Origin of the sequence: Streptomyces sp. NPDC049887 (assembly GCF_040656535.1) — a bacterium.
Classification (GTDB): domain Bacteria; phylum Actinomycetota; class Actinomycetes; order Streptomycetales; family Streptomycetaceae; genus Streptomyces.
This window is the reverse complement of the sequence record NZ_JBFAMM010000012.1, coordinates 121,536-147,084: the sequence shown is the minus strand read 5'-3', so window position 1 is coordinate 147,084 and position 25,549 is coordinate 121,536. Positions and strand designations below refer to the sequence as shown.

General features: G+C 72.8%; 21 protein-coding genes and 3 pseudogenes. 15 read left to right on the top strand and 9 right to left on the bottom strand.

Annotated features, from left to right (window positions below; genetic code table 11):
* Positions 1–4 precede the first annotated feature (4 nt).
* Positions 5–1,378, top strand: coding sequence for a cobyrinate a,c-diamide synthase (locus AB0J10_RS17275; RefSeq protein WP_363062343.1), 1,374 nt, complete (start codon positions 5–7; stop codon positions 1,376–1,378).
* A 20-nt stretch (positions 1,379–1,398) separates the two neighbouring features.
* Here AB0J10_RS17275 and AB0J10_RS17270 read toward each other — a convergent pair whose 3' ends face one another.
* Complete coding sequence (locus tag AB0J10_RS17270) at positions 1,399–2,142, bottom strand: ZIP family metal transporter (RefSeq protein WP_363062341.1); 744 nt, start codon at positions 2,140–2,142, stop codon at positions 1,399–1,401.
* 47 nt (positions 2,143–2,189) lie between these two features.
* Here AB0J10_RS17270 and AB0J10_RS17265 point away from each other — a divergent pair.
* The 3 genes and pseudogenes from AB0J10_RS17265 to cobC form a co-directional block, all read left to right on the top strand.
* Positions 2,190–2,576 (top strand): annotated as a pseudogene (locus AB0J10_RS17265) (cobalamin biosynthesis protein); the annotation flags it as partial.
* A 134-nt stretch (positions 2,577–2,710) separates the two neighbouring features.
* On the top strand, positions 2,711–3,505 hold the full coding sequence (locus tag AB0J10_RS17260) for a sirohydrochlorin chelatase (protein WP_363062339.1): 795 nt from the start codon (positions 2,711–2,713) through the stop codon (positions 3,503–3,505).
* Between the two features lie 14 nt (positions 3,506–3,519).
* A pseudogene (gene cobC, locus AB0J10_RS17255) lies at positions 3,520–4,551 on the top strand (Rv2231c family pyridoxal phosphate-dependent protein CobC); the annotation flags it as partial.
* A 152-nt stretch (positions 4,552–4,703) separates the two neighbouring features.
* On the opposite strand, the gene AB0J10_RS17250 reads toward cobC, so the two are convergent.
* Positions 4,704–5,615, bottom strand: coding sequence for an SCO1860 family LAETG-anchored protein (locus tag AB0J10_RS17250; protein WP_363062337.1), 912 nt, complete (start codon positions 5,613–5,615; stop codon positions 4,704–4,706).
* A 324-nt stretch (positions 5,616–5,939) separates the two neighbouring features.
* Positions 5,940–7,028 carry an amidohydrolase family protein gene (locus AB0J10_RS17245; RefSeq protein WP_363062335.1) on the bottom strand — a complete coding sequence of 363 codons (1,089 nt, stop codon included), beginning with the start codon at positions 7,026–7,028 and terminating at the stop codon, positions 5,940–5,942.
* A gap of 79 nt (positions 7,029–7,107) precedes the next feature.
* On the opposite strand from AB0J10_RS17245, the gene AB0J10_RS17240 reads away from it, so the two are divergent.
* The 5 genes from AB0J10_RS17240 to thpD all read left to right on the top strand — a co-directional run bounded on the left by AB0J10_RS17240 (position 7,108) and on the right by thpD (position 11,786).
* Positions 7,108–8,208 carry an aminotransferase class V-fold PLP-dependent enzyme gene (locus AB0J10_RS17240; protein ID WP_363062333.1) on the top strand — a complete coding sequence of 367 codons (1,101 nt, stop codon included), beginning with the start codon at positions 7,108–7,110 and terminating at the stop codon, positions 8,206–8,208.
* A 343-nt stretch (positions 8,209–8,551) separates the two neighbouring features.
* Positions 8,552–9,046, top strand: coding sequence for a diaminobutyrate acetyltransferase (ectA, locus tag AB0J10_RS17235; RefSeq protein WP_363062331.1), 495 nt, complete (start codon positions 8,552–8,554; stop codon positions 9,044–9,046).
* A 121-nt stretch (positions 9,047–9,167) separates the two neighbouring features.
* Entirely contained in the window at positions 9,168–10,436 is a 1,269-nt protein-coding gene (ectB, locus tag AB0J10_RS17230; RefSeq protein ID WP_363062329.1) for a diaminobutyrate--2-oxoglutarate transaminase, read from the top strand.
* Positions 10,437–10,494: 58 nt separating this feature from the next.
* Entirely contained in the window at positions 10,495–10,893 is a 399-nt protein-coding gene (locus AB0J10_RS17225) for an ectoine synthase (protein ID WP_362551782.1), read from the top strand.
* 2 nt (positions 10,894–10,895) lie between these two features.
* Entirely contained in the window at positions 10,896–11,786 is an 891-nt protein-coding gene (gene thpD / locus AB0J10_RS17220) for an ectoine hydroxylase (protein WP_363062327.1), read from the top strand.
* Positions 11,787–11,924: 138 nt separating this feature from the next.
* Here thpD and AB0J10_RS17215 read toward each other — a convergent pair whose 3' ends face one another.
* The gene (locus tag AB0J10_RS17215; RefSeq protein WP_363062325.1) at positions 11,925–13,004 is read right to left on the bottom strand and encodes an alkene reductase; all 1,080 of its coding nucleotides are present in this window, start codon (positions 13,002–13,004) and stop codon (positions 11,925–11,927) included.
* 198 nt (positions 13,005–13,202) lie between these two features.
* Between AB0J10_RS17215 and AB0J10_RS17210 the strand changes: the two are divergent.
* A pseudogene (locus AB0J10_RS17210) lies at positions 13,203–13,682 on the top strand (MarR family winged helix-turn-helix transcriptional regulator); the annotation flags it as partial.
* A gap of 173 nt (positions 13,683–13,855) precedes the next feature.
* Here AB0J10_RS17210 and AB0J10_RS17205 read toward each other — a convergent pair.
* Positions 13,856–14,899: an aminotransferase class V-fold PLP-dependent enzyme gene (locus AB0J10_RS17205; RefSeq protein WP_363062323.1), complete on the bottom strand. Its 1,044-nt coding sequence runs from the start codon at positions 14,897–14,899 to the stop codon at positions 13,856–13,858.
* A gap of 206 nt (positions 14,900–15,105) precedes the next feature.
* Positions 15,106–16,638 carry an aldehyde dehydrogenase (NADP(+)) gene (locus AB0J10_RS17200; RefSeq protein ID WP_363062321.1) on the bottom strand — a complete coding sequence of 511 codons (1,533 nt, stop codon included), beginning with the start codon at positions 16,636–16,638 and terminating at the stop codon, positions 15,106–15,108.
* A gap of 117 nt (positions 16,639–16,755) precedes the next feature.
* Between AB0J10_RS17200 and AB0J10_RS17195 the strand changes: the two genes are divergently transcribed.
* The 4 genes from AB0J10_RS17195 to AB0J10_RS17180 all read left to right on the top strand — a co-directional run bounded on the left by AB0J10_RS17195 (position 16,756) and on the right by AB0J10_RS17180 (position 20,157).
* The gene (locus tag AB0J10_RS17195) at positions 16,756–17,526 is read left to right on the top strand and encodes an IclR family transcriptional regulator (protein WP_363062319.1); all 771 of its coding nucleotides are present in this window, start codon (positions 16,756–16,758) and stop codon (positions 17,524–17,526) included.
* Positions 17,526–17,996, top strand: coding sequence for a GNAT family N-acetyltransferase (locus AB0J10_RS17190; RefSeq protein ID WP_363062317.1), 471 nt, complete (start codon positions 17,526–17,528; stop codon positions 17,994–17,996). Before AB0J10_RS17195 ends, AB0J10_RS17190 begins: the two co-directional genes overlap by 1 nt.
* Before the next feature lie 217 nt (positions 17,997–18,213).
* Entirely contained in the window at positions 18,214–19,659 is a 1,446-nt protein-coding gene (locus AB0J10_RS17185; protein ID WP_363062315.1) for a penicillin-binding transpeptidase domain-containing protein, read from the top strand.
* A 69-nt stretch (positions 19,660–19,728) separates the two neighbouring features.
* Positions 19,729–20,157 (top strand): hypothetical protein, encoded by a 429-nt coding sequence (locus tag AB0J10_RS17180; RefSeq protein WP_363062313.1) that lies wholly within the window; start codon positions 19,729–19,731, stop codon positions 20,155–20,157.
* Here the strand turns inward: AB0J10_RS17180 and AB0J10_RS17175 are convergent.
* Complete coding sequence (locus AB0J10_RS17175) at positions 20,150–21,571, bottom strand: NCS2 family permease (protein ID WP_363062311.1); 1,422 nt, start codon at positions 21,569–21,571, stop codon at positions 20,150–20,152. The genes AB0J10_RS17180 and AB0J10_RS17175 overlap by 8 nt on opposite strands.
* A 263-nt stretch (positions 21,572–21,834) precedes the next feature.
* On the opposite strand from AB0J10_RS17175, the gene AB0J10_RS17170 reads away from it, so the two are divergent.
* Positions 21,835–23,016: a TerD family protein gene (locus tag AB0J10_RS17170; RefSeq protein ID WP_363062309.1), complete on the top strand. Its 1,182-nt coding sequence runs from the start codon at positions 21,835–21,837 to the stop codon at positions 23,014–23,016.
* 102 nt (positions 23,017–23,118) lie between these two features.
* Here the strand turns inward: AB0J10_RS17170 and AB0J10_RS17165 are convergent, their stop codons facing one another.
* Both AB0J10_RS17165 and AB0J10_RS17160 read right to left on the bottom strand, forming a co-directional pair.
* Entirely contained in the window at positions 23,119–23,346 is a 228-nt protein-coding gene (locus tag AB0J10_RS17165) for a hypothetical protein (protein WP_363062307.1), read from the bottom strand.
* A 34-nt stretch (positions 23,347–23,380) separates the two neighbouring features.
* Entirely contained in the window at positions 23,381–24,964 is a 1,584-nt protein-coding gene (locus tag AB0J10_RS17160) for a TROVE domain-containing protein (protein WP_363062305.1), read from the bottom strand.
* Between the last annotated feature and the right edge of the window lie 585 nt (positions 24,965–25,549).

The window sequence follows — 25,549 nt, the reverse complement described above, 5'->3', positions numbered from 1 at the left end:
GAACGTGGTAGCGCGTCTCGTCGTCGCGGCCCCGGCCTCCGGCAGCGGCAAGACCACCGTCGCGACGGGTCTGATGGCGGCCTTCACGGCCGCCGGACTCGCCGTCTCCCCGCACAAGGTGGGTCCCGACTACATCGATCCCGGCTACCACGCGCTCGCCACCGGGCGCCCGGGCCGCAACCTCGACGCGTACATGTGCGGTACGGAGCTGGTCGCCCCGCTGTTCTCGCACGGCGCGCACGGCTGCGACCTGGCCGTCGTCGAGGGGGTGATGGGGCTGTACGACGGGGCCGCGGGGGCCGGCGAGCTGGCCTCCACGGCCCAGGTCGCCAAGCTGCTCAGGGCGCCGGTGGTACTGGTCGTCGACGCGTCCTCGCAGTCGCGGTCGGTGGCGGCGCTGGTGCACGGATTCGCGTCCTGGGACCCGGAGGTGCGGCTCGGCGGGGTGATCCTCAACAAGGTCGCCACCGACCGCCACGAGGCCCTGCTGAGGGAGGCCCTGGAGGAGTCCGGGGTGCCGGTGCTCGGTGTGCTGCGACGGGCGCCCGCGGTGGCGACGCCGTCGCGGCACCTGGGACTCGTGCCGGTCGCCGAGCGGCGGAGCGAGGCGGTCGACGCGGTCGCGGCGCAGGCCGAGCAGGTACGTGCGGGCTGCGACCTGGAAGCGCTGCTGGCCCTGGCGCGCAGCGCGCCGCCGCTCACCGGGGACCCCTGGGATCCCGGGACGGCACTGGGTTCGCCAGCCGGCCGGGCGCGGGACCGGCGGCCCCTCGTCGCCGTGGCCGGGGGCGCCGCGTTCACCTTCTCGTACGCCGAGCACACGGAGCTGCTGACGGCCGCCGGCGCGGAGGTCGTCACCTTCGACCCGCTGCACGACGAGGAGCTGCCCGCCGGGACGGCCGGCCTGGTCGTCGGCGGCGGCTTCCCCGAGGTGTACGCGCCGGAGCTGTCCGCCAACTCCCGCCTGCGCAAGGCGGTCGCGGAGCTGGCCCGCTCGGGGGCGCCCGTCGCCGCCGAGTGCGCCGGACTGCTGTACCTCGCGCGCTCGCTGGACGGCCGGCCCATGTGCGGGGTGCTGGACGCCGACGCGCGGATGTCGGAACGGCTGACGCTGGGCTACCGGGACGCCGTGGCGGTGAGCGACAGCGTCCTGGCCCCGGCGGGGACCCGGATGCGCGGCCACGAGTTCCACCGCACCGTCACGGAGCCGGGCGCGGGGGCGGACCCTGCCTGGGGGCTCCGGCAACCGGAGCCCCGGGTGGAGGGCTTCGTCCGCGGCGGAGTGCACGCGAGCTATGTGCACACGCACTGGGCGGGCGCGCCGGGCGCGGCAGGACGGTTCGCGGAGAGGTGCGCGGCGTGGGACGCGGGGGCGTAGGCGCCGAGGGCCTCGGCGCGTCACTCCGCCAGGCCCGTCACCAGCCAGATGAACGCCACGCCCGACACCGTGCACAGCAGGGTCGACCGGGCCGGGTGCGCGTGGTGTGCCTCCGGGAGGATCTCCGCGGCGGCGAGATAGAGCAACGCGCCGCCGAAGAAGCCGAGATAGCCGCCGAGCACCTCGGGCGGCATGGTGAACAGCAGGGTCGAGGCGGCGCCGACCACCGGGGCGAGGGCCGCGGCGAAGAGCATGGCGACGGCCTTGCGGCGCTCGTTCCCGTACAGGCTGGTGACGGTGTACGTGTTGAAGCCGTCGGCGAAGTCGTGGGTGATGACCGCGAGCGCCACGGTCAGTCCCATCCCACCGCCCGCCTGGAAGGCCGCCCCGATGGCGATGCCGTCCATCAGGCTGTGCAGCACCATGGCCGCGGCGACGGTCATGCCGACCCGCGGTGCGCGGTGGTGGTGGGCGGACCGGCCGCCGTTGTACGCCCCGTGCGCGGCCTGCCGGCCGGCGAGCAGCCGCTCCACCGCGTGGGCCAGCAGAAAGCCGCCGACGACCAGCAGCATGGCCCGCGGTACGCCGAAGACGTCCTCACCCGCGGCCGCCATCGCCTCCGGCAGCAGATCGAGCCCGGCGACCCCCAGCATCAGTCCCCCGGCGAGGCCGAGCACGAGGTGCCGGCGGTCGGTGACGCGCTGCGCCGCCCAGCCGCCGAACAGCGTCATCAGGAACGCGCCGAGCGCGACGAACACCGCCATGGGTTCTTGCTAGCCGATCCCACCGCCGCCCCGCCGGGTGCCACGCCATGACCGGCCGCGCGGGCGGGTTCGTCGTCGGTGTGGGGGCGCGCAGGGGGGCGTCCGCGGACGAGGTGCTCGCTCTCGTCCGGGAGGCGCTGCGGGAGGCGGGGGCGCCGGCGGGTTCGGTCGTGGCGGTCGCGACGGTGGCGGCCAAGGCGCGCGAACCGGGCGTCGCGGCCGCGGCGGCCGCGCTCGGCGTCCCGCTGCGGGCGTACGCCGCCGCGGAGCTCGCCCGGGTACCGGTGCCGCACCCGTCCGCGGCGGCGGCCGCGGTGGGCACCCCTTCGGTGGCGGAGGCCGCGGCCCTCGCGGACGGGGGAGAACTCGTGGTGGGGAAACGGAAATCCGGAGGTCAGGGGCGACCCGGCGCGGTGACCTGTGCCATCGTGCGGCTTGCGGATACTTCGAGTCCGGGTCCGGTCCCGCCGTGCGTGGAACCGGTGGCGCCGGACATGATCTCGGACGTGAACGACGGCGGACCGGTCGGCCGGCACCGGCGGCATCGCCACCACCGCAAGGAGAACCTGTGACTTCCCCGCCCGCCCTGCTCATCGCCGCCGACGGCGTCCGGCACGACGCCGGAGCCGCGGCACTGCTGGACCTCGTGGAACACCTGGGCAGCCGCCATCCCGGAATTCCCGTCGCGGCCGGCCTCCTGGGCTCCGGCCGGTGGCCGATCGAAGAGGCCGTGGGCGAACTCGTCGCCGCGGGAACCGACCGGCTGGCCGCCGTCCCCCTCACGCTGCTACCGGACCGGTGGAGCGAGGAGGCCCTGTCCGCGGCGCTGCAGACGGTCCGCGAGGAACAGCCCGGGCTCACCGTGTCGCTGGGCCGTTCCCTCGGCCCCGACCCGGTGTTGCTCGCGCTGCTGGAGCAGCGGCTCGACGAGGCGCTGGGCGGCGGGGCCCGCTCGCCGCGGGACCGCGCCGACGTGACCGTGCTGCTGGTCGGGCCCGGCTCGGCCGACCCGCAGGCCAACGCGGAGGTGCACCGGGCGGCGCGGCTGCTCTGGGAGGGCCGGGGGTACGCCGGGGTCGAGACGGCGTTCGTCTCGACGGCCGCGCCCGACGTGCCGTCGGGGCTCGACCGGTGCGCACGGCTCGGGGCACGCCGGATCGTGGTGCTCCCGTACGCCCTGTTCGACGGCGGCCCGGTCGAGCGGGCCGTGCTGCACGCCGAGGGCTGGGCCGAGGCGCACCCGGACACGGAGGTGTGGCCGGCCGGGGTGATAGGCGCTGCCGAGGAGCTGGCCGATCTGGTCGTCGACCGCTATCGGGAGGCCGTGGCCTCGCCGGTCCCGGCTCCCGCGGGACGCCCGTGAACGGCGACTTCCACGATCTGCGGCACCACGGTGACGCGGAGGTACGCGACGGACGTCTGACCGATCTCGCGGTCAACGTCCGCACCGGCACCCCGCCGGAGTGGCTGCGGGAGCGCATCGCGGCGTCGCTGACGTCCCTCGCCGCCTACCCCGACGGCCGCGCGGCTCGGGCGGCGGTCGCGGCACGGCACGGGCTGCCGGTGGAGCGGGTGCTGCTGACGGCCGGGGCGGCGGAGGCGTTCGTGCTGCTCGCCCGGGCCCTGCGGGTGAGCCGGCCGGTCGTGGTGCACCCCCAGTTCACGGAACCCGAGGCTGCCCTGCGGGACGCCGGGCACGACGTGGCGCGTGTGGTGCTGCCTGCGGAGGACGGTTTCCGGCTGGACCCCGCGGCCGTGCCCGAGTCCGCGGACCTCGTCGTCGTCGGCAACCCCACCAACCCCACCTCGGTGCTCCATCCGGCCGCCGAACTGGCCCGGCTCGCCCGGCCGGGGCGGACCCTGGTGGTCGACGAGGCGTTCATGGACGCGGTGCCCGGCGAGCCGGAAGCCCTCGCGCCGCGGACCGACGTACCCGGGCTGGTCGTGCTGCGGAGCCTCACCAAGACCTGGGGGCTCGCGGGGCTGCGGATCGGCTACGTCCTCGCCGATCCCGGGACGGTGGCCCGGCTCGAACGGGCCCAGCCGCTCTGGCCGGTGGGCACTCCCGCGCTCGCCGCCGCCGAGGCGTGCATGTCGGCGCACGCCCTCGCGGAGGCGGCGGAGGCGGCGGAGCGGATCGCGGCGGACCGGGCGCATCTGCTCGCCGGTCTCGCGGAGTTCGACGAGGTACGGGTGGTGCCGGCGGCTTCGGGCCCGTTCGTCCTCGTCCGCATCGACCGGGCGGACGAGGTACGCGGACGGCTGCGGGCGCTCGGCTTCGCGGCCCGGCGGGGGGACACCTTCCCGGGGCTGGGCCGTGACTGGCTGCGTCTCGCGGTCCGCGACCGAGCCACGACGAACCGTTTCCTCCAGGCCCTGGACCAGGCGCTGACCCTCGTCGGCGCGTAGGCGCCGCCGCACTTGCGGAGGCGGGCGGTGCGGTCCCTGCGGGTGGCGACGCCGAGGGCGCGTCACGCGTGCCTGCTTCGCCCCCGGCGCCCCCGCCGGAGGCGCCCGAAGGCCCGGCGCGGACCCTCCGCCGCACCGGCGGGCGCAGGCGGCTAGGCGCGGCGGCGCGCCAGGGCGACCGCGCCGCCGCCGACCGCGAGGAGGACCACCGAACCCGCCGCGAACCACGGTGTCGACGTGTCCCCGCCGGTCGCCGCCAGGCCGTCCGTCGCGGGCGGCTTCACCCCGCCGGTCTGGGGCCTGACGTCGGGATCGGTCGTGGCGGGCGGTTCGTCGACGGGCTTGCCCGAGGGGGTCTCGCAGGTCGCCTCCGCGAGCGTCAGCGCGCCGTCGACCTCGGCGACGTTCAGCTTCAACGGGTTGACGGACACCTTGAGTTCGAGCGCCGTGGCCGCGGCCGTGCGCGAGGTCGTGCCGGTACGGGACAGACCGAGGGTGACGACCCCGACACCGGGCACCTTGACCTCGGTCGTGCCGCCCGTCGTGAGCGTGGTCCTCCTGCCGAGCACCGTGACGGAGCCGAGCAGGTTGGACCGGGCGAGCGGCTTCCTCCCCACCTCGCAGACCGCCTCGGCCGTGACCTGGCCGACCTCGACGAGGGAGAGCAGCGGCAGCCCCGGCACGTGCACCTTGGCGTGGGCGAGCTCCACACGGCCCTCCGCGCCGTCCCGGTCCGCGGTGGCCTTCGCGCTCGCCACCTCCGCCTGCAGCACATTGAACGGCTTGCCCTGGTCGACGCCTTCGAGCTGGACGGCCAGCGCGGTCTTCTCGGCGCTCGCGGGCGCCTGGACCTCGTTGAGGGACGTCTTCAGCGGGACCTGGACGCTCCTGTCGAGCAGCGAGACGTCCAGGCCGGTCCGGAGGACGACCGCGCTCGCGCGTCCGTCGCCGCCGCCCGTCGCCCTGGCCGGGGCGGCGAGCGCCACGGGTCCGACGGCCAGCGCGGCGGCGGCCACGGCGGCCGTCGAGCGGCGTACGGGCATGCGGAAGGTGTTGCTCTTCACGGTGGTGGAACCCCCACGGGAGACACGACGTCGCCGCGCGCCCACGACAGGGACCCGTGCGGGGCGGCGGCGACCGGGAACACCGGAATACTTACGCACCGGGAGTGAACCATCCGACACCTGGGGTGAGTTCACTCCAAAGTGGGGCTTCCGTGCCCGCATTCGATTACCGGGGCACGGACGTTCCCTCCGGGTCCCCCACAGGGCGGGCGCCAAGGGCGCACTCCGGTCGGTCCGCGGATGACGCGCACCGCGGGGCGGACGTTCACCTGACACGGCACCAAGGAGGTGGAACGAGCCGGCGCCGGCCCGCGTCACGGCCCGTCAACCGACGACGCGTCCCCGCATGACCACCGTCCGCGGCGCCGCCAGCACCCGTACGTCCGCCCTCGGGTCGCTGTCGTACACGACCAGGTCCGCCGGGGCGCCCTCCTCCAGGCCCGGCCGGCCGAGCCAGCTCCGTGCGCGCCAGGCGGTCGCGGAGAGGGCGTCCACCGCCGGGATGCCCGCCTTGACCAGCTCGGCGACCTCGGCGGCCACCAGCCCGTGCGGCAGGCTGCCGCCCGCGTCGGTGCCGACGTAGACGGGGATGCCCGCGTCCCAGGCCGAGCGGACGGTGTCGTACCGGCGCGCGTGGAGCCGTCGCATATGGTCCGACCAGCGCGGGAACTTGCTCTCGCCGCCGACCGCGAGCTCCGGGAAGGTGGCGATGTTGACCAGCGTGGGGACGATGGCCACGCCGCGCTCGGCGAAGAGCGGGATCAGGTCCTCGGTCAGTCCCGTGGCGTGCTCGATGCAGTCGATGCCCGCCTCGACCAGGTCGCGCAGCGAGTCCTCGGCGAAGCAGTGCGCGGTGACCCGGGCGCCGAGGCGGTGCGCCTCGGCGATGGCGGCCTCGACGGCGCCGCGCGGCCAGCAGGCGGTGAGGTCGCCGACCTCCCGGTCGATCCAGTCGCCGACCAGCTTGACCCAGCCGTCGCCGCGCCGGGCCTCCCTGGCCACGTAGGCGACGAGGTCCTCGGGCTCGATCTCGTGGGCGTAGTTGCGGATGTAGCGGCGGGTGCGGGCGATGTGCCGGCCGGCGCGGATGATCCTCGGGAGGTCCTCGCGGTCGTCTATCCAGCGGGTGTCCGCGGCGGACCCGGCGTCGCGGATGAGGAGGGTGCCCGCGTCGCGGTCGGTCAGCGCCTGCTTCTCGCTGGTCGCCTCGTCCACCGCGCCGTGCCGGTCGAGCCCGACGTGGCAGTGGGCGTCGACCAGGCCGGGGAGCGCCCAGCCCCGGACGGTGCGGACGTCCCCGGCGGACGGGCGCCGGTGGGTGACGCGGCCGCCGACCACCCACAGCTCGTCGCGGACGTCGTCCGGCCCGACGAGCACCCGCCCCTTGACATGCAGCACCGCGTGATCGCTCATGACCAGCACTCTACGAGCCCTGTCCTACCCTCGACCGAGGACATCACCGAACATCCATCCGAGCGAAGCGAGCACCACCGTGACCCATCCGTTCCTGGACCTGACCCCGCTGACCGCCGCGCACTTCGCGGCCATCGAGCGACGGGTCGCCGGGCTCCTGTCCACCGAGGCGGACGTGGTGATCACCCAGGGGGAGGCGCTGCTGCCGCTGGAGGGCTGCGTCCGCGCCGGGGCACGACCCGGCTCGGCCGCGCTGAACGTGGTCACGGGCCCGTACGGGCAGACCTTCGGCCACTGGCTGCGCGACTCGGGCGCCGCGGTGGTCGACCTGGAGGTGCCGTTCCACGGTGCGGCGACCGCCGAGGAGATCGCGCGGGCCCTGGAGCGGCATCCCGAGATCGACTTCGTGTCCCTGGTGCACGCCGAGGCGGCCACCGGCAACACCAACCCGGTGGCGGAGATCGGCGAGGTCGTGCGGGCCCACGGCGCGCTGTTCATGCTGGACGCCGTGGCCTCCGTGGGCGCCGAGCCGCTGCTGCCGGACGCGTGGGGCGTGGACCTGTGCGTGATCGGGGCGCAGAAGGCGATGGGCGGGCCGGCCGGGGTCTCGGCGGTGTCGGTCAGCGAGCGGGCGTGGGAGCGCTTCGCGGCGAATCCCGCGGCCCCCCGGCGCTCCTACCTGTCGCTGCTGGACTGGAAGGAGCGCTGGATCGACGGTGGCCGCCGGTCCCTGCTGCACGCCCCCGCGCAGCTGGAGATGCTGGCGCTGGAGGCCTGCCTGGAGCGGATCGAGAAGGAGGGGCTGGACGCGGTGACGGCGAGGCACGCCTCGGCGGCCGCGGCGACCCGCGCCGGGGTGTACGCGCTGGGCGTGCTGGCGCCGTACGTGCACGAGGAGAGGGACGCGGCCCCGGTGGCGACCACGCTCCGCGCGCCCGCCGGGGTGGACGCCGCGGACCTGGTGGCGAGGGCCCTGGCCGTCGACCCTTCGGTGCCGCTGGTCGCGGGCGGCGGGGCGCTGTCCGCCGAGATGATCCGGGTGAACCACTACGGCGCGGACGCGAGCCGCGACGTGGTGTCCTCCTCGCTCACGGCACTGGGGGCGGCGCTCGGCGAACACGGGCATGCCACGGATGTCTCCGCCGCCCGCCGCGCGGTCATGGAAGCCTGGCAGAACTAATTCCCCCCGACTGCTTCCCGATCTCACCGAAAAACAAACAGCGCATTATTAAATGAATACAGGGAGCTGCTTTATCCGGGGCGGCTCCCTGCATTCGTCTGCCCGCTTTTTCGCACCCTAAACGCATGAGTTCCCACACGGCCCCAAGATCGTTCCACGGGCGTCACGACCGTGTGACAGACACCACACAGGTGATTTTATGTCCGATAACTCCCGGTCAAATCCGGAGAGTTCACCCTGAGCTCGCGCCAGGGCGCGCGCCCGCGTGATAACACACGGACCGGACCCCGCCAACCCCTCTCCCCGATGCAATTTACGAATTTGCTCGGTAAATTCAATCCGCATGACCACCGCATTGAGCATCGACAGCCCGAGCGTGGAGGACGGAGCCGCGATCTGGCGTATCGCCCGCGACTCCGAGGTCCTGGACCTCAACTCCTCGTACAGCTATTTGCTGTGGTGCCGCGATTTCGCCGCGACCTCCGTGGTGGCCCGCGGCCCGGACGGTGAGCCGATCGCCTTCGTCACCGGATACATCCGGCCCGAGCGGCCGGACGTGCTGGTCGTCTGGCAGGTCGCCGTCGACGGGGAGCACCGCGGCCGCGGACTGGCCGGCACGCTCCTCGACGCGCTCACCCACCGAGTCGTCCCGCGCGGTGTCCGCGCGGTCGAGACGACCGTCACTCCGGACAACACCGCCTCGGACCGCCTCTTCACCTCGTACGCGGCCCGGCACGGCGCGTCACTGGACCGCGAGGTCCTGTTCGACGGTGGGCTCTTCCCCGACGGGGGACACGAGCCCGAGGTGCTGTACCGCATCGGCCCCATCAGCGACTGAGACCGGTGGACCGGCCGATCCGGTCCCCTCTCCGCGCCGGCCCCGCTCCGGCCCGCCCGGCGCGACCACCGCACGACCCGCATCCAAGCTCCGTCCGACCCCCTACCAGGAGTGAAACGCTGTGACCATCACCCCGCCCGCCCTGAGTGTCTTCGAGACCCTGGAGTCGGAGGTGCGCAGCTACTGCCGCGGTTGGCCCGCCGTGTTCGACCGCGCGCAGGGCGCACGCCTCACCGACGAGGACGGCCACACCTACCTGGACTTCTTCGCCGGCGCAGGATCACTCAACTACGGCCACAACAACCCCGTGCTGAAACGCGCGCTGCTGGACTACCTGGAGCGCGACGGCATCACCCACGGCCTGGACATGGCGACGACCGCCAAGCGCGCCTTCCTGGAGACCTTCCAGAACGTCGTGCTGCGGCCGCGTGACCTGCCGTACAAGGTGATGTTCCCCGGCCCGACCGGAACCAACGCCGTCGAGGCGGCGCTGAAGCTGGCCCGGAAGGTGAAGGGCCGTGAGGCGATCGTCTCCTTCACCAACGCCTTCCACGGGATGTCGCTCGGCTCCCTCGCCGTGACCGGCAACGCCTTCAAGCGCGCCGGCGCCGGCATCCCGCTGGTCCACGGCACCCCGATGCCGTTCGACAACTACCTGGACGGCCAGGTCCAGGACTTCCTCTGGTTCGAGCGGCTGCTCGAGGACCAGGGGTCGGGGCTGAACAAGCCCGCCGCGGTCATCGTCGAGACCGTGCAGGGCGAGGGCGGCATCAACGTCGCAAGCGCCGAGTGGCTGCGCGCGCTGGCCGATCTGTGCCGGCGTCAGGACATGCTGCTCATCGTCGACGACATCCAGATGGGCTGCGGCCGCACCGGTGCCTTCTTCTCCTTCGAGGAGGCGGGCATCACCCCGGACATCGTCACCCTGTCGAAGTCCATCAGCGGCTACGGCCTGCCCATGTCGCTCTGCCTGTTCAACCCGGAGCTGGACGTCTGGGAGCCGGGCGAGCACAACGGCACGTTCCGAGGCAACAACCCGGCCTTCGTCACGGCGGCCGCCGCGCTGGGAACGTACTGGGCCGACGGGCAGATGGAGAAGCAGACCATCGCCCGCGGCGAGCAGGTCGAGCAGGCCCTCCTGGGCATCTGCGACGAGAACTCCGCCCTCGGCGCCCGCTACCGCGGCCGCGGTCTGGTCTGGGGTCTGGAGTTCACCGACAAGAGCCGTGCTTCGGCGGTCTGCGCCCGGGCGTTCGACCTCGGTCTGCTGCTCGAGACCTCGGGGCCGGAGAGCGAGGTGGTGAAGCTGCTGCCGCCGCTCACCGTGACACCCGACGAGCTGGACGAGGGCCTGCGCACGCTGGCCCGTGCCGTCCGCGAGACCGCCTGACGCCGCCCCCGCGGCGGCACAACCGTACGGCGAGGAAAAGAAAGGTTCTGAACACACCGTGATCGTCCGATCGCTCAAGGACATCGAGAACACCGACCGGCACGTCAGGTCGAAGTCCGGCACGTGGGAGAGCAAGCGCATCGTGCTCGCCAAGGAGAAGGTCGGCTTCTCCTTCCACGAGACCGTGCTGTACGCGGGTACGGAGACGTCGATGTGGTACGCGAACCACATCGAGGCCGTGCTCTGCGTGGAGGGCGAGGCGGAGCTGACGAACGACGAGACCGGTGAGGCGCACTGGATCGAGCCCGGCACGATGTACCTGCTGGACGGCCACGAGCGCCACACGCTCCGTCCCAAGACGGACTTCCGCTGCGTCTGCGTCTTCAACCCGCCCGTCACCGGTCGGGAGGACCACGACGAGAACGGCGTCTATCCGCTGCTCACCGAGGAGGGCTGACCATGACCACCGCGATCACCGATCTCTACCCGACCCGCGGCGCCACTGAGACGGCCGTCCCCCGCCGGGACCCCGTCGTGTGGTCACCGCCCGGAGCGCCGGGCCCGATCTCCGCCGCCGATCTCCAGGGGTACGAGCACGACGGCTTCCTCGCGATGCCGGAGCTGCTCACCCCGGCCGAGGTGGACGTCTACCGCGCCGAGCTGGACCGGCTGGTCAACGACCCGCTGATCCGCGCCGACGAGCGCTCGATCGTCGAGCCGAAGTCGCAGTCGGTCCGTTCGGTCTTCGAGGTCCACAGGATCAGCGAGATCTTCGAGGCCCTGGTCCGCGACGAGCGCGTGGTGGGCCGGGCGCGGCAGATCCTCGGCTCGGACGTCTACGTCCACCAGTCGCGGATCAACGTCAAGCCGGGCTTCGGGGCCTCGGGCTTCTACTGGCACTCGGACTTCGAGACCTGGCACGCCGAGGACGGGCTGCCGCACATGCGGACCGTGTCGGTGTCGATCGCCCTCACCGAGAACTACGACACCAACGGCGGGTTGATGATCATGCCCGGCTCGCACAAGACCTTCCTCGGCTGCGCCGGTGAGACGCCCAAGGACAACTACAAGAAGTCGCTGCAGATGCAGGACGCCGGTACCCCGTCGGACGAGGCGCTGACCGCCTTCGCCGACCGGCACGGCATCCGGCTGTTCACGGGCAAGGCCGGCTCGGCGACCTGGTTCGACTGCAACGCGATGCACGGTTCCGGGGACAACATCACCCCGTACGCGCGCAGCAACGTCTTCATCGTGTTCAACAGCGTGGAGAACGCCGCGCGGGAGCCGTTCGCGGCACCGGTGCCGCGCCCGTCCTTCATCGGGGCGCGGGACTTCACACCGGTGAGGTGAGCTCGGGGCCGGGTTCCGGGGGACGCTCCGGGACCCGGCGTCGGAGCGCGGTGGCCGCATCCCGGTGCGGCCGCCGTGAGATGCGGGCAAGGGGCCGGCCGCTCATGCGGCCGGCCCCTTCCCGTGCCCGGACCGCGGTCAGCCGCCCAGAGCCGGGTAGTCGGTGTAGCCCTTGTCCCCGCCGCCGAAGAAGGTGGCGACGTCGGGGGTGTTGAACGGGCCGCCCGCCTTCAGCCGGGCCGGCAGGTCGGGGTTGGCGAGGAACAGCGCGCCGTAGGAGACGAGGTCGGCCACGCCGTCCTCGATCAGGTCGAGCGCTCCGGGGCCGGTCGGCCCCTCGGTCGCCGCGTTGAGGACGACGGTGCCGGAGTACTCCTTGCGCAGGGCGAGGGTGAGTTCCCGCAGACCCGGTTCGGCCTCCAGGATGTGCAGGTACGCGAGGTCCAGCGCGTCGAGTTCCCGGACCAGTACGGGATAGGCCAGTTCGGCCTCCTCCAGGGGTTCGGCGATGTCGTTGTAGGCGTGGGTGGGTGAGATCCGGACGGCGGTGCGCCCGGCACCGATGGCGGCGACGACGGCCCTGGTGGTCTCCAGTGCGAAACGGGTGCGGGCCTCGGCGGAGCCGCCCCATTCGTCGTCGCGGAGATTGGTGTTGGGCGCCAGGAACTGGTGGATGAGGTATCCGTTGGCACCGTGCAGTTCCACGCCGTCGAAGCCCGCCTCGATCGCGTTGCGCGCCGCGGCGGCGAAGTCGTCGATGGTGGCGCGCACTTCGTCGGCGGTGAGCTCGCGCGGGGTGACCAGGTCCTGCGGGCCCTCGTGCGTGAACAGCTGCCCCGCGGCGGCCACCGGGGAGGGTCCGACCGGTACGAGCCCGTCGGGCAGCAGCGAGGGGTGACCGATCCGGCCGGCGTGCATGAGCTGCGCGAAGATCCGCCCGCCTGCGTCGTGCACGGCACCGGTGACCCGGCGCCAGGCCGCTATCTGCTCCTCGGTGTGCAGTCCCGGGGTGTCGGGATAGCCCTGGCCGACGACGGAGGGCTGGATTCCCTCGGTGATGATCAGTCCCGCGGAGGCGCGCTGCGCGTAGTACTCGACGGTGGAGTCGGTCGGGGTGAGCCCCGGGCCGAAGGCGCGGCTGCGGGTCATCGGCGCCATGGCGATGCGGTTGGCCAGCGGAGTGCCGCGGAGGTCGATCGGGTCGAAGGCGATGGTCATGGGAGCTCCCGGGAGGGACAGGCAGCGAAACAATAATATTGGTCGGCCAAATATTGGACCGGCTGCCACTGTAGCTCATTAATTGGCCGACCAAGGTAATCTGTTCCTGCGGATGTGTGGGACCGTCGACGCGGCCGCGTCACTCTCCTGAGGAGCCGCGGTCCGCGTCAGCCGCAGCAAGAGCACCGAGGAGGCCCGATGAAACCGGAGGCCGCCCCCTTCTGTCCCGATGCCCGCGGTGACGGGCTGCCGGCGGCCGCCCGCGGCGGCCCGGTCAGCCACGCCGTCTCCCGGGTGGCCCGGCTCCACCGCGCCGCGGCGGGCAGACTGCTGAGGCAGGCGGGGCTCTACCCGGGCCAGGAGATGGTGATGATGTACCTCTGGGAGGCCGGGCCCGTACGGCAGTCCGAGCTGATCAGGGCCGCCGAGCTGGACCCGTCGACCGTCACCAAGATGCTCCAGCGCCTGGAGCAGTCCGGCCATGTACGGCGGCGCCCCGACCCCGCCGACCGGCGCGCGGTCCTGGTCGAGGCGACCGAGGGGAGCTGCGCGCTGCTCGCCGAGGTCAGCCGGGCCTGGAGCACGCTGGAGGAGCTCACGCTGGCCGGGCTCGACCAGGCCGAGCGCGCCGAGCTGGGCCGGCTGCTGTCCAAGGTCGAGGGCAATCTGTGCACGGAGGCCGCGGCGGAGTGCCACGACGGCACGGCGGTGCGGAAGGACCGCCCCGGCAGCACACCGGACCGCCCCGGGACCGGGTTGACCTGTGCCCTGCCCCGGGACCCGGCGGACCGCTCCGGAAGCACCGGCGCACCCGGTGGACCGGGCCCGGGCGGGAGCGCCGGGCCGCCGGCTCAGCCCGAGAGCACGTCGAGCGCCCGGTCGACGTCCGCCGCCGAGTTGTAGAGGTGGAAGGAGGCCCGCAGATTGCCGGCGCGGGCCGACACGACGATCCCGGCGCGGGCCAGCAGGGGCCGTCGCCCGCCGAGTCCGGGCACGGCGACGATGCCCGAGTCACCGGGTACGGGCTCGTGCCCGAGCTCCCTCAGTCCCTCCCGGAACCGGGCGGCGAGCGCGGTGTTGTGGGCGTGGACCGTCGCGATGCCGATCTCCTCCAGCAGCGGCAGCGACCGAGCGGCCGCGTGGTAGGCGAGGTACGAGGGCGGCTCGTCGTAGCGCCGGGCGGAACGGGCGAACTCCTCGACGGGCCCGTACGTGCTGCCCTCCGGGTCCTCGGCCGCGAACAGCCCCGCGTGCACCGGGACCAGCGACTCCTGGGCCTCCTCGGTGACGGTGAGGAAGGAGGCGCCGCGCGGGCACATCAGGTACTTGAACCCGCCCGTGACCGTGTAGTCGTACCGTCCGGCGTCCAGCGGCAGCCAGCCGGCGGCCTGGCTGGCGTCCAGCAGGACGCGCGCCCCGTGCGCGGCCGCCGCGGTCCGCACCGCGGGCAGATCCGCGATCCGGCCGTCGGCCGACTGCACCGCGGAGAGGGCCACCAGCGCGGTGCCGGGGCCCACCGCCTCGGCGAGCGAGTCGAGCGGGGCGTACCGCACCTTCAGGTCCCGGGTGGTGAACGGGGTGACCATGGAGCTGAACTCGCCCTCGGGAACGAGGACTTCGGCTCCGGAGGGCAGGGAGGCCGCGATCAGCCCCACATGGACGGCGACGGAGCCGCCCAGGGCCACGCGCTCCGCGGACACGCCCGTCAGCCGCGCGAAGGAGCCCCTGGCCGTCTCGACGGCGCCGGTGCTGCCCGAGCCCTCCGGGCGGCCGTCGGCGATCTCCTGTGCGAGCCTTCCGACGGCCTCCACCGAGCGCCTCGGCCACAGACCGCAGCTGGAGGTGTTCAGATACGTCGACGTGGGCGCGAACTCGGCGCCTCCAAGGGTGTCCATGTGTCCGTACCCTACGGCGCGTTCGGGCGCACCGGGCGATCCTTCCCGCGGCCGTCGGCCGGCCCCTCGGCAGTGAGGTCGACGCACGGCGCGGGCGCTGCGTCCCCCGTCGAACCGGAGCGTCGGCGACCGGCGTTCCCGCGCACGGCCCGCCGGGGCCGTGCGGCCTTCACCCGGCCGCGCGGCACGCCCGCGCGCATGGTCGGTCAGCCTCGCGGAGCGTCCGGACGCCCGTCGACCAGTCGCGGCAGCCCCGGCGGGTTGTCGTCGCGCAGCTCGGGCGGGAGCAGGGCGGACGGCGCCGACTGGTAGGTGACGGGCCGCAGCCAGCGCTCGATCGCGGTGGCGCCGACCGAGGTGGAGGTGGACGTGGTGGCCGGGTAGGGGCCGCCGTGGTGCTGGGCGGGGGCGACGGCGACGCCGGTCGGCCAGCCGTCGACGACGACGCGGCCCGCCAGCGCGGTGAGCGAGGCGAGCAGCTCGGCGGCGGGGCCTGCGGCCTCCTCCTCGGAGACGTGCAGCGTGGCCGTGAGATTGCCCGGCAGCCGGGACAGCACCGCCTCGATCTCGTCCGTGTCCTCGTAGCGGGCGACGACCGCGACGGGGCCGAAGCACTCCTCCAGGAGCAGGTCGTGCGGTCCCTCCTCGGTCAGCCGCCGGGCCGGCACGGTCAGGAAACCGGCGCTGACACTGTGGTCGCCGCACGCGCCCGGGGTGACGGGCGACTCGACGTCCTCCAGTCCGGCCCGCTCGCCCACGCCCGCGACGAAGGCGTCCCGCATCCGGTGGTCGAGCATGACCCCGGGATCGGTCTCGCTCACCGCGGCGGTCAGGGACTTCAGCAACCGGTCGCCCGCGTCGCCGGCGGGGACGAGGACGAATCCGGGCTTGGTGCAGAACTGCCCCTCCCCCAGGGTCATCGAGCCGGCCAGACCGCTGCCGATGGCCTCGGCGCGCTCCGCGGCCGCGGCCTCGGTGACCACGACCGGGTTGAGGGAGCCGAGTTCCCCGTGGAAGGGGATCGGCACCGGGCGGGCGGCGGCCGCGTCGAAGAGGGCGCGTCCGCCGCGTACCGAACCGGTGAACCCGGCCGCGGCGACCAGCGGATGGCCCACGAGTTCCACGCCCGCCTCGAAGCCGTGCACCAGCACGACGACGTCCTCGGGCAGCCCGGCGCGCCTGGCCGCCGCGCGCAGCAGTGCCGCGCACAGTTCGGAGGTCGCCGGGTGGTCGGGGTGGGCCTTGACGACCACGGGGCAGCCGGCTGCGAGGGCACTCGCGGTGTCGCCGCCGGGCACGGAGAAGGCGAGGGGGAAGTTGCTCGCCGCGTAGACGGCGACCACGCCGAGCGGGATCTTCCAGCGGCGCAGGTCGGGCCACGGCGGGGTGCGCGCGGGGTCGGCGTGGTCGATGCGGATGTCCAGGAAGGAGCCCTCGTCGACCACGTCCGCGAAGGCCCGCAACTGGGCGGTGGTCCTGGCGAGTTCACCGGTCAGCCGGACGGGGCCGAGCGCGGTCTCGGCGTCGGCGGCCTCGATGACGTGCCGGCCCGACTCGTCCAGGAGATCCGCGGCGGTCCGCAGCAGGGCGGCCCTGGCCCCGCGGTCGCCCAGGGCGGCGCGGGCGGCCTCCGCGGACCGCACCGCGCGGTCGACCTCCTCCGCCGTGGCCTCGACCGCGACCTGCTCACGCGGCTTCCCGGTTCGGGGGTCCACACTCCAGACTGGTGCTGCTCCCACCACGGCTTCCTTCCCCGAGTTGTTCGGTATTCTGAACACGGTTCCCGATGATGAATAGTGGGGTCGTCGGTGACTCTATTTCCGGGCGTTCTGCGCGGTCAAGAAGGGTTGAGGGCCATGGCGACTGCCGAGCAGGGTGGACCACAGGTCAAATCCGCGGTGCGGACGGTGGAGCTGCTCGAGTACTTCGCGGGCCGACCCGGGATGCACTCGCTCGCAGCCGTCCAGGAGGCCGTCGGCTATCCGAAGTCCAGCCTGTACATGCTGCTGCGCACCCTCGTCGAGCTCGGCTGGGTGGAGACGGACGCGACGGGCACCCGCTACGGCATCGGCGTACGGGCCCTGCTCGTCGGCACGTCGTACATCGACGGCGACGAGGTCGTCGCGGCGGCGCGCTCCACCCTGGACCGCCTCTCGGACGACACCGCGGAGACCATCCACCTGGCCCGGCTCGACGGTACGAACGTCGTGTACCTCGCCACCCGCCAGTCGCGGCACTACCTTCGCCCGTTCACCCGCGTCGGCCGCCGGCTGCCCGCGCACTCCACCTCGCTCGGCAAGGCGCTGCTCGCGACCCACAGCGACGAACAGGTGCGGAAGATGCTCCCGGAGACGCTGCCCGCACTGACCGAGCAGACCGTCACCGACCGCGAGCGGCTGATCGAGGAACTGCGGCAGATCCGCGAGCAGGGCTACGCCGTGGACCGGGAGGAGAACACGCTGGGCCTGCGCTGTTTCGGCGTGGCCATCCCCTATCGCACCCCGGCCCGCGACGCGATCAGCTGTTCGGTGCCGGTGGCCCGGCTGACCCCCGCGCACGAGCAGATGATCAAGGACGCGCTGTTCGACGCGCGGGACCGGCTGACGCTCGCCACGAGGCGGCTCTGATGGAGATCGTCCTCCGCGAGGTGCGGCCCACCGACCTCGACTTCCTCTTCACGCTGATGCAGGACCCCGAGGCCGGGCGCATGGCCGCGTTCACCGCCGAGGACCCGGCCGACCGGGCCCGGTTCGACGCCCACTGGGAGCGGATCCTGGGCACGGACGACGTCAACCGCACCGTCCTCGTGGACGGCGCCGTGGCGGGGCACGCCGCCGTGTACGGGCCGCCCGGCGAGCGCGAGGTGACGTACTGGATCGACCGCGCCCTGTGGGGTCGGGGTGTGGCCACGGCCGCGCTGCGCGCCCTGCTGCGGATCGTGCCGGAACGGCCGCTGCACGCCCGCGTGGCCGCCGACAACACGGGTTCGCTGCGGGTGCTGGTCAAGTGCGGTTTCACGGTGACCGGGCGGGACAGCGGCTTCGCCCACGCCAGGGGCGAGGAGACCGAGGAACTGCTGCTGCGGCTCGACGGCTGAGGCCGTCGGCGGCCGCCTCCGACGGGCCGCATGGCCCCCGCGGGCCGGGCGGCCGGGCCCGCGCGGATATCCATCGGTCGGCGCCCGGACGAACCCCTCGTGGGCCGGGCGGACTCCCCCGCCAGGGGCCGTCGCGGCTCCTCGCGAGAATGAGGATCCGGTGAGAAAACCGGCCGATCCGGAACGAAGCTCTCCGTACCGCTCGTCCTTCTGCGGGATGAACAAGACGATCAGGCGCGCCGCGGTCTTCAGCCTGCTCCTTGTGCTCGCCCTGCTGCTGCGGGCGACCTGGGTGCAGGGCTACGAGGCCAAGGCCCTCGCGGACGACAAGCACAACCGGCGGAACACCATCGCGCGGTACGCGCAGCCGCTCGGCGACATCGTGGTGGCCGGCTCCCCGGTCACCGGCTCGCAGCGGACGGAGGGAGGCGATCTGGCGTACCAGCGCACGTACACGGACGGCGCGCTGTACGCACCCGTCACCGGCTACAGCTCGCAGGCGTACGGGGCGACACAGCTCGAAGGCATCTACGGCGACGTGCTCGACGGCACGGACAACCGGCTGAAGAACCCGCTGGACGCACTCACCGGCAAGCGCGCCCAGCCGGGGGACGTCCTCACCACCGTGGATCCCGCGGTTCAGAAGGCCGGTTTCGAGGCGCTCGGCGACAAGAAGGGCGCCGCGGTCGCCGTCGACCCGAAGACCGGACGGATCCTCGGGGTGGTGAGCACCCCGTCGTACGACCCGTCGGAGATCAGCGGGACCACGGACGGCGAGGCGTGGCAGCGGCTCACCGGGGACGAGGACCAGCCCGTGGTCAACCGGGCCCTGCGGCAGCCGCTGCCGCCCGGCTCGACCTTCAAGCTCGTGGTCGCCGCCGCAGCGCTGGAGGAGGGCCTGTACGCGTCCGTGGACGAGCCGACCGACAGCCCCCAGCCCTACACGCTGCCGCACACCCGGACGGTGCTGGTCAACGAGAACGCGTCCGCGCCGTGCGAGAACGCCACGATCCGCACCGCGTTGCGGTACTCGTGCAACAACGTCTTCGGGAAGATGGCGGAGCGGCTCGGCAAGGAGAAGGTCCGGGCGACGGCGGAGAAGTTCGGCTTCAACGACTCCGAGCGGGACGTCCCCGTGCGTGCCGCCAAGAGTGTGTACCCGACGAACATGGACGATGCCCAGACGGCCTTGACGGGCATCGGGCAGTTTGAGGTCACCGCCACGCCCCTGCAGATGGCCATGGTGTCCGCCACCCTGGCCAACGACGGTCTCCTGGCGTCGCCGCATATGGTGTCCAAGGTGGTGGACGCCGACGGGACCACGCTGCAGGAGTACCCGGACTCCGAGACCGAGCGCATCGTCTCCTCGAGGACGGCCGAGCAGCTGCGCAGTGCGATGGTGACGGTCGTCGAGGACGGCACGGGCAGCAACGCCCGGATCGACGGCGCCGAGGTCGGCGGCAAGACGGGCACGGCCCAGCACGGCGAGAACAACAGCAGGACGCCGTACGCCTGGTTCACCTCGTACGCCAAGGGCGCCGACGGCAAGGAGGTGGCGGTCGCGGTGATCGTCGAGGACTCCGGGGCGGCCCGCTCCGAGGTGAGCGGCAACGGGCTCGCGGCGCCGGTGGCCGAGAGGATGATGCGGGCGGCGCTGAAGTAGCCCCCGCGCGCGGCCGGGAGCGGGGCGCACGGTATGCAGGAGTCGTTCACACGTCAACTCCCCTTGCGCATGGAGGACTTCGTGCAGCCGCTGCCCCGCTCCCTGTCCGGCTGGACCATGGCCGTGTTCGGTCTTCTCGCCGCCGCCATGGGCCTGACGGGGCTGGTCGCCCCGGACGCACTGCTCTCGTTGACGGGCTTCGAGGCGGTCCCGGATCCGGATCGGACGGAGGGGGACCACACGGTCGTCTTTCTGACCGCGTCCTCGATGGCCGCGCTCAACATGGGCGTGTACTACGTCCTGGCAGCGCTCTCCGACTGGCGTCCCTTCTTTCGCTGGACGGTCCCGTTCCGCCTGTTGACCTGTGCCGTCTTCACCCTGGCCGTGATCGGCGGGCGAGCCCCGGCCGGTTTCCTCGGCGTGGGCCTCTGGGAGGGCCTCGGCGCGCTGGCGACGGGCCTGGCCCTCCGGTACGACGCACGGCGTGCCGCTACCTGAGGCCGATCAGCTGCTCGATCGGGTCGATCGCGAAGTACACGACGAACAGGGCCGCCGTGACCCACAGCAGCGCGTGCACCTCCCGTGCCCTGCCCAGCACCGTCTTGAGGACGACGTAGGCGATGAAGCCAGCGCCGATGCCGTTGGTGATGGAGTACGTGAACGGCATCACGGCGATCGTCAGGAACGCGGGGATGGCGATCTCGTACGACAGCCAGTCGATGTGCCGCACCTGGGTCATCAGCATGAATCCGACCACGACCAGGGCGGGTGCGGCCGCCTGGGCGGGCACCATCGTGGCGAGCGGGGTGAGCAGCAGGGCCAGGCCGAAGAGCGCGCCCGTGACCACGTTGGCGAAGCCCGTGCGGGCGCCCTCGCCGACACCGGCGGCGGACTCGACGTAGGAGGTCGCGGAGGAGGCGGACGCCAGACCGCCCGCGGTCGCGGCCGCGCCGTCGATGAGCAGGATCCGCCCGAGGTTGGGGACGTCGCCCTTCTCGTCGAGCAGCCCGGCCTCGTTGGAGACCCCGACGACCGTGCCCATGGTGTCGAAGAAGTCGCTGAGCACGAGGGTGAACACCAGCAGGACGACGGTGACGGCACTGACCTGCTCGAAGGCTCCGAAGAGGCTGAAGGCGCCCACGAGTCCGAAGTCCGGGAAGGCCAACAGGTCGTCCGGGACGGACGGCACGGTCAGTCCCCAGGCGGGCGGGGCGATGTCGGCGATCGCGTCGACGACGATGGCGACGACGGTCATCGTGACGATGGACAGCAGGATCGCGCCGCGCACCTTCCGGGTCACCAGGGAGATGGTCAGCAGCACACCCAGGCAGAAGACGAGCACCGGCCACCCGGACAGATGGCCCGTGGCGCCGAGCTGGACGGGCACGGTCCCCGTCTCACCGGGGATGCGGGTCGCGAAGCCCGCGTCGACGAACCCGATGAAGGCGATGAACATCCCGATGCCGACGCTGATGGCCTGCTTCAGCTGCTGCGGGATGGCGTGCATGATCGCCTCGCGCAGCCCGGTGACGACGAGGACGGAGATGACGATGCCCTCGATCACCACCAGGCCCATCGCGTCCGGCCAGCTCATCAGTGGCGCGATCTGGTAGGCGACGAGGGCGTTGAGGCCGAGGCCAGCCGCGACGGCGATCGGCACATTGCCGCCGACGCCCATGATCACGGTCATCACGGCGGCCACCAGGGCGGTGACGGTGACCAGCTGGGGAGTGGACAGCTGGTTGCCGAACTTGTCCTGGGCGCTGCCGAGGATGATCGGGTTGAGCACGAGGACGTAGGCCATCGTGAAGAACGTGGCGATGCCGCCCCGCACTTCGCGGGCGACGGTCGACCCTCGTTCAGAGACGCGGAAGTAGCGGTCGAAGGCGCTTCGCGCTGGTGTTTCCGGCATGGGCTCTCCTCGGCGGGTGACGGTTCCGCGCGTGTCGGACGGCTGGATTGTGCCCGCCGGGAGCGCCCCTCAGGTTTTCGCCACGTCACTCGCCCACGGCGTTACCCGACTGGACCGCCGGGAGCCGCGGGGCCCACCGCCGGCCGAGCCTTCCCGCCGGCCGCGCCGCGCGGGGGAACCGGAGGGCCCGGCCCGACCGCCGGCCGCACCGATTCGGCCGAAGGTAAGGGAACGGCAAAGCGACCTCGCTCGTTACCCCAGTCATGACAGCTATGACCCCCGGCTCGAACATCCCCCTGGCCGCCGCCCGCGTGGTGGTGGACGTCGCCGCCCCGGTGCGGCTCGACGTATCGAGCCTGCTGCTCACCGCCGACGGCAAGGTGCGCTCAGACGACGATTTCATCTTCTACAACCAGCCCTCGGGCCCCGGAGTGACGTACCGGTCGGGCGGCGGCTCCGCGCCGGACGCCATCGTCGTCGACACCACGGCGGTTCCGGCCGGAATCGAGAGGATCGTCGTCACCGCCAGCCCGGACGCCGCGGGGCAGACCTTCCAGGGCATCGAGCCCACCGCCACGATCCGCGACGCGGACGGCGGCACGGTGCTGGCCACCTTCACGCCGCCCCGTCTGGGCACGGAGACCGCCCTGGTCGTCGTGGAGGTCTACCTGCGGAACGGCGCGTGGAAGGCCCGTGCCGTCGGCCAGGGGTACGCGAACGGGCTGGCCGGCATCGCCACCGACTTCGGAGTCTCGGTCGACGAGGAACCGGCCGCCGCGCCCGCTCCGACCCCCGCCCCCGCAGCGGCCGCACCCCCGGCGCAGGCCCCCGCGGCACCCGCCGCGCCCGCGGCCCCTGCCGGCTCCGGCAAGATCAACCTCGACAAGGGCCGGGTCAGTCTCCAGAAGAACCAGACCGTCTCCCTGGTCAAGGGCGGCGCCCCGCTGCTCTCCCAGGTCAAGATGGGCCTCGGCTGGGAGCCCGCCTACCGCGGCCGGGACATCGACCTGGACGCCTCGGTGATCGCGTACGGCCCGCAGCGCAACCACCTCGACAGCTGCTACTTCGGCAAGCTGTCGATCCTGAACGGCGCGATCAAGCACTCCGGCGACAATCTGACCGGGGAGGGCGCGGGGGACGACGAGGTGATCGTCGTGGACCTGGGAAGGCTCCCCGCCGACGCCACGGGACTGGTCTTCACGGTGAACTCCTTCTCGGGCCAGAAGTTCACCGAGGTCGCCAAGGCGTACTGCCGGCTGATCGACGCCGCCTCGGGCGAGGAACTCGTCCGCTTCGACCTCACCAGCGCCGAACCGCAGACCGGGGTGATGATGGCGAAGCTCATCCGCCAGTACTCGGGCGAGTGGGAGATGACGGCGATCGGCGAGTTCGTGAAGTCCCGCACGGTCCGGGGCATGGTCAAGCCCGCCGCCCAAGCACTCTAGGGCGGGCCGCGCCGGATCGACGGCGAGACGGTCGCGCTGATCGCGACCGTCGGGTGGAGCCCCGGGCCGCCGCCGATGCGGCGGCGGCCCGCGGGCGCGACCTCAGAGTTTGGTCAGTTTCGTGAACGGGCTGAGGATCCTCCCTTGTCGCCCTGAGAAGTCGACGAGGACGGCGTCCGCGCCCTCGACTCCGGTGACTCTTCCGAGTCCGAACTGGTCGTGCGAGACCCGGTCTCCGACGTCGAAGTGCTCGATCGGCGGGGCGGGCGGGGTGGGGCGGTGGAAGGGACTGGTGGGCAGGTGACGCCGGGAACCGGCAGATTCAGTCATTGCCTGCAGTATGTGCCCTCCCCCCGCTCCCCGTTCAATCCGCCACCCACGGCCAGTTCGCGTCCCGGCCGGCCTCCAGCAGCGGCACCATCCGGAAAGCGGCGTCCGTCAGTCCGCCGAAGGTGTGCCGGTTGCCGGTGCCCGAGGGGCCGTGGCCCGCCCGGTACCCGGCCAGGTTCCAGGTGTGGACCGGGACGCGGTCCGGGACCTGCGCGGCCGGGTCGCCGTGGCGGCTGTACGACGCCTGCTCGTCGGTGACGATCAGCACCCGGTCGTGGCTCCGGTAGTGCCTGCGCACGGCCCCGGTGGTGTCGGTACCGCCGAGGTCGCCGAACCGGCCCAGCACCTTCAGCACCGACTCGCCCGGCCGGTACCGCACGGGCCGGCTGGTCGTTCCGAACTCCACCAGGTCCGCCGCCTGCGCCCGCATGGCGAGCGCCGTTCCGAAGATCGCCGCCGCGTCCGCCCGGTTCAGCTCCGAACGGTCGGACAGCCTCGACCACATCGAGCCGGAGCGGTCGACCAGGATCAGCGTCCGGCCGGGCAGCGCGGGCACGTTGGCCAGCGAGTGGCCGAGTGCCGTCTCCAGCGGGTACGACCAGCGCAGCGACGGCGCGTGCCGGTAGGCGGCCAGGTAGCGGAAGGGGAACTGCCGCGAGGCCGCGACCGACTCCGGGTCCGAGATCTTCGCCGCGACCCGCGCCGCGACCTCGTCGGACACCCCGGCCTGGTCGAAGTTGCGCAGATTGCGCACCAGCGCCATGGCACCCATGGAGGGGATCACGGCCTCCCAGGCTGCGGCGTCCATCGGGCCCTGCAGCCAGCCCGCCAGCGCCTCCCAGGTCATTCCCGCCCCCGCCAGCCGCTCGGCCGCGTCCGGCGCCGCGACCACGGCACGCCGTTCCCCGACCGGCAGCGCCATCAGCGCCCGGTACGCGGTGAGCGTACGGTTCGAGGCGGGCGGGACGGCCGTGGCCGGGTGGTGCCTGCGGTCCAGGGCGTAGCGGAACAGCTCGCCCTGCCCGGGCCTGTCCGGGTCCGGCGAGGCGTGCACGAGGTTCAGCACGTCGCCGAACCGGTAGCCCTTGGCCGCGGTGTCGTACTTCAGCAGCGACTTGCCGGTGTAGAGGCGGCGCACGGCGTCGGCGACGCCACGCTTCACCGGCTTCGGGATGCTCCGCCCGTAGCGGGAGGTCCAGTAGCCGAGCAGTTCGCCCGGCTCGTCGGCGCGGCGCAGCACGGACGCGACGACCTTCCGGTTCGCCGGCCCCTCGGTGGCACCGGCGTCCAGCCGGGCCTTCACGTACTCGGCGCCGGCGACGAGCGAGGCGGTACGCATGCCCGCGTCCCCGCGGAGCCAGCCGATCAGGCCGGCGGTCCACTCGGGGTCCTCGACGGCGAGCGTGCGGACGAGCGCGATGAAGCGGTCGTCCCGGGCCTCGTCGGACTCGTAGAAGGTCTGCTGGGAGACGAAGTTCGCCACCGCCAGCAGAAACAGCTCGGACTTGGCATCGCGCAGATGGCCCCGGCCGCCCTGGTGGGTGACGGTGGTCCGCCCGGTCGTCCTCACGGGCGAGGCCGCGCGGGACTTGACGGGGCGGATGTTGAAGCGTGCCATGTGAATTCCCCCGAATTCGGTGTTTCCAGGGGAAGCGCAGCGCGGAAGAGGGTGCCCGAGATCAGGGGTCGGCGACGGTTGCTGTGCCTGGTGCTCTGCCCGATTGAGCTACACGCCCCGAAGGCATGACGGGACTCGAACCCGCAGCCGCCAGATCCGGAAGTACCCGTGGCCTGCGCACCGGGCGCCCTCTCCGCATGCTGGGCCTCCCGAGATCGAGGACGGCTGCGGTCGCAATTTCGATGACAACGAAGTAACCGCGGCCTGCGCACCGGGAGGTGCACGGAGTTGTGCGTCCAGAGGACGGTTCGGCGGAACCGACAGTGGTGCTCTGACCTCTGAGCTACACCGGCACGAGTGCCGGCGGCGGGACTCGAACCCGCGGCCTCCCCGTTATGAGCGGAAGTAGGTCCTGCCTGCGCACCTGGACGTGGATCACTCTAGGGAAGCGGGCGCGGGTCGCGCCAAGGGTTTTCCGGCCGCCCGGGCGGATCCGGGACGCCGTTGCTCAGGGGCGGGGCCCTCGTTTCCAGGGGCCGGTGACGGCGAGTGTGATGCCCGGCGTCCGGATGCCGGCGAACAGAG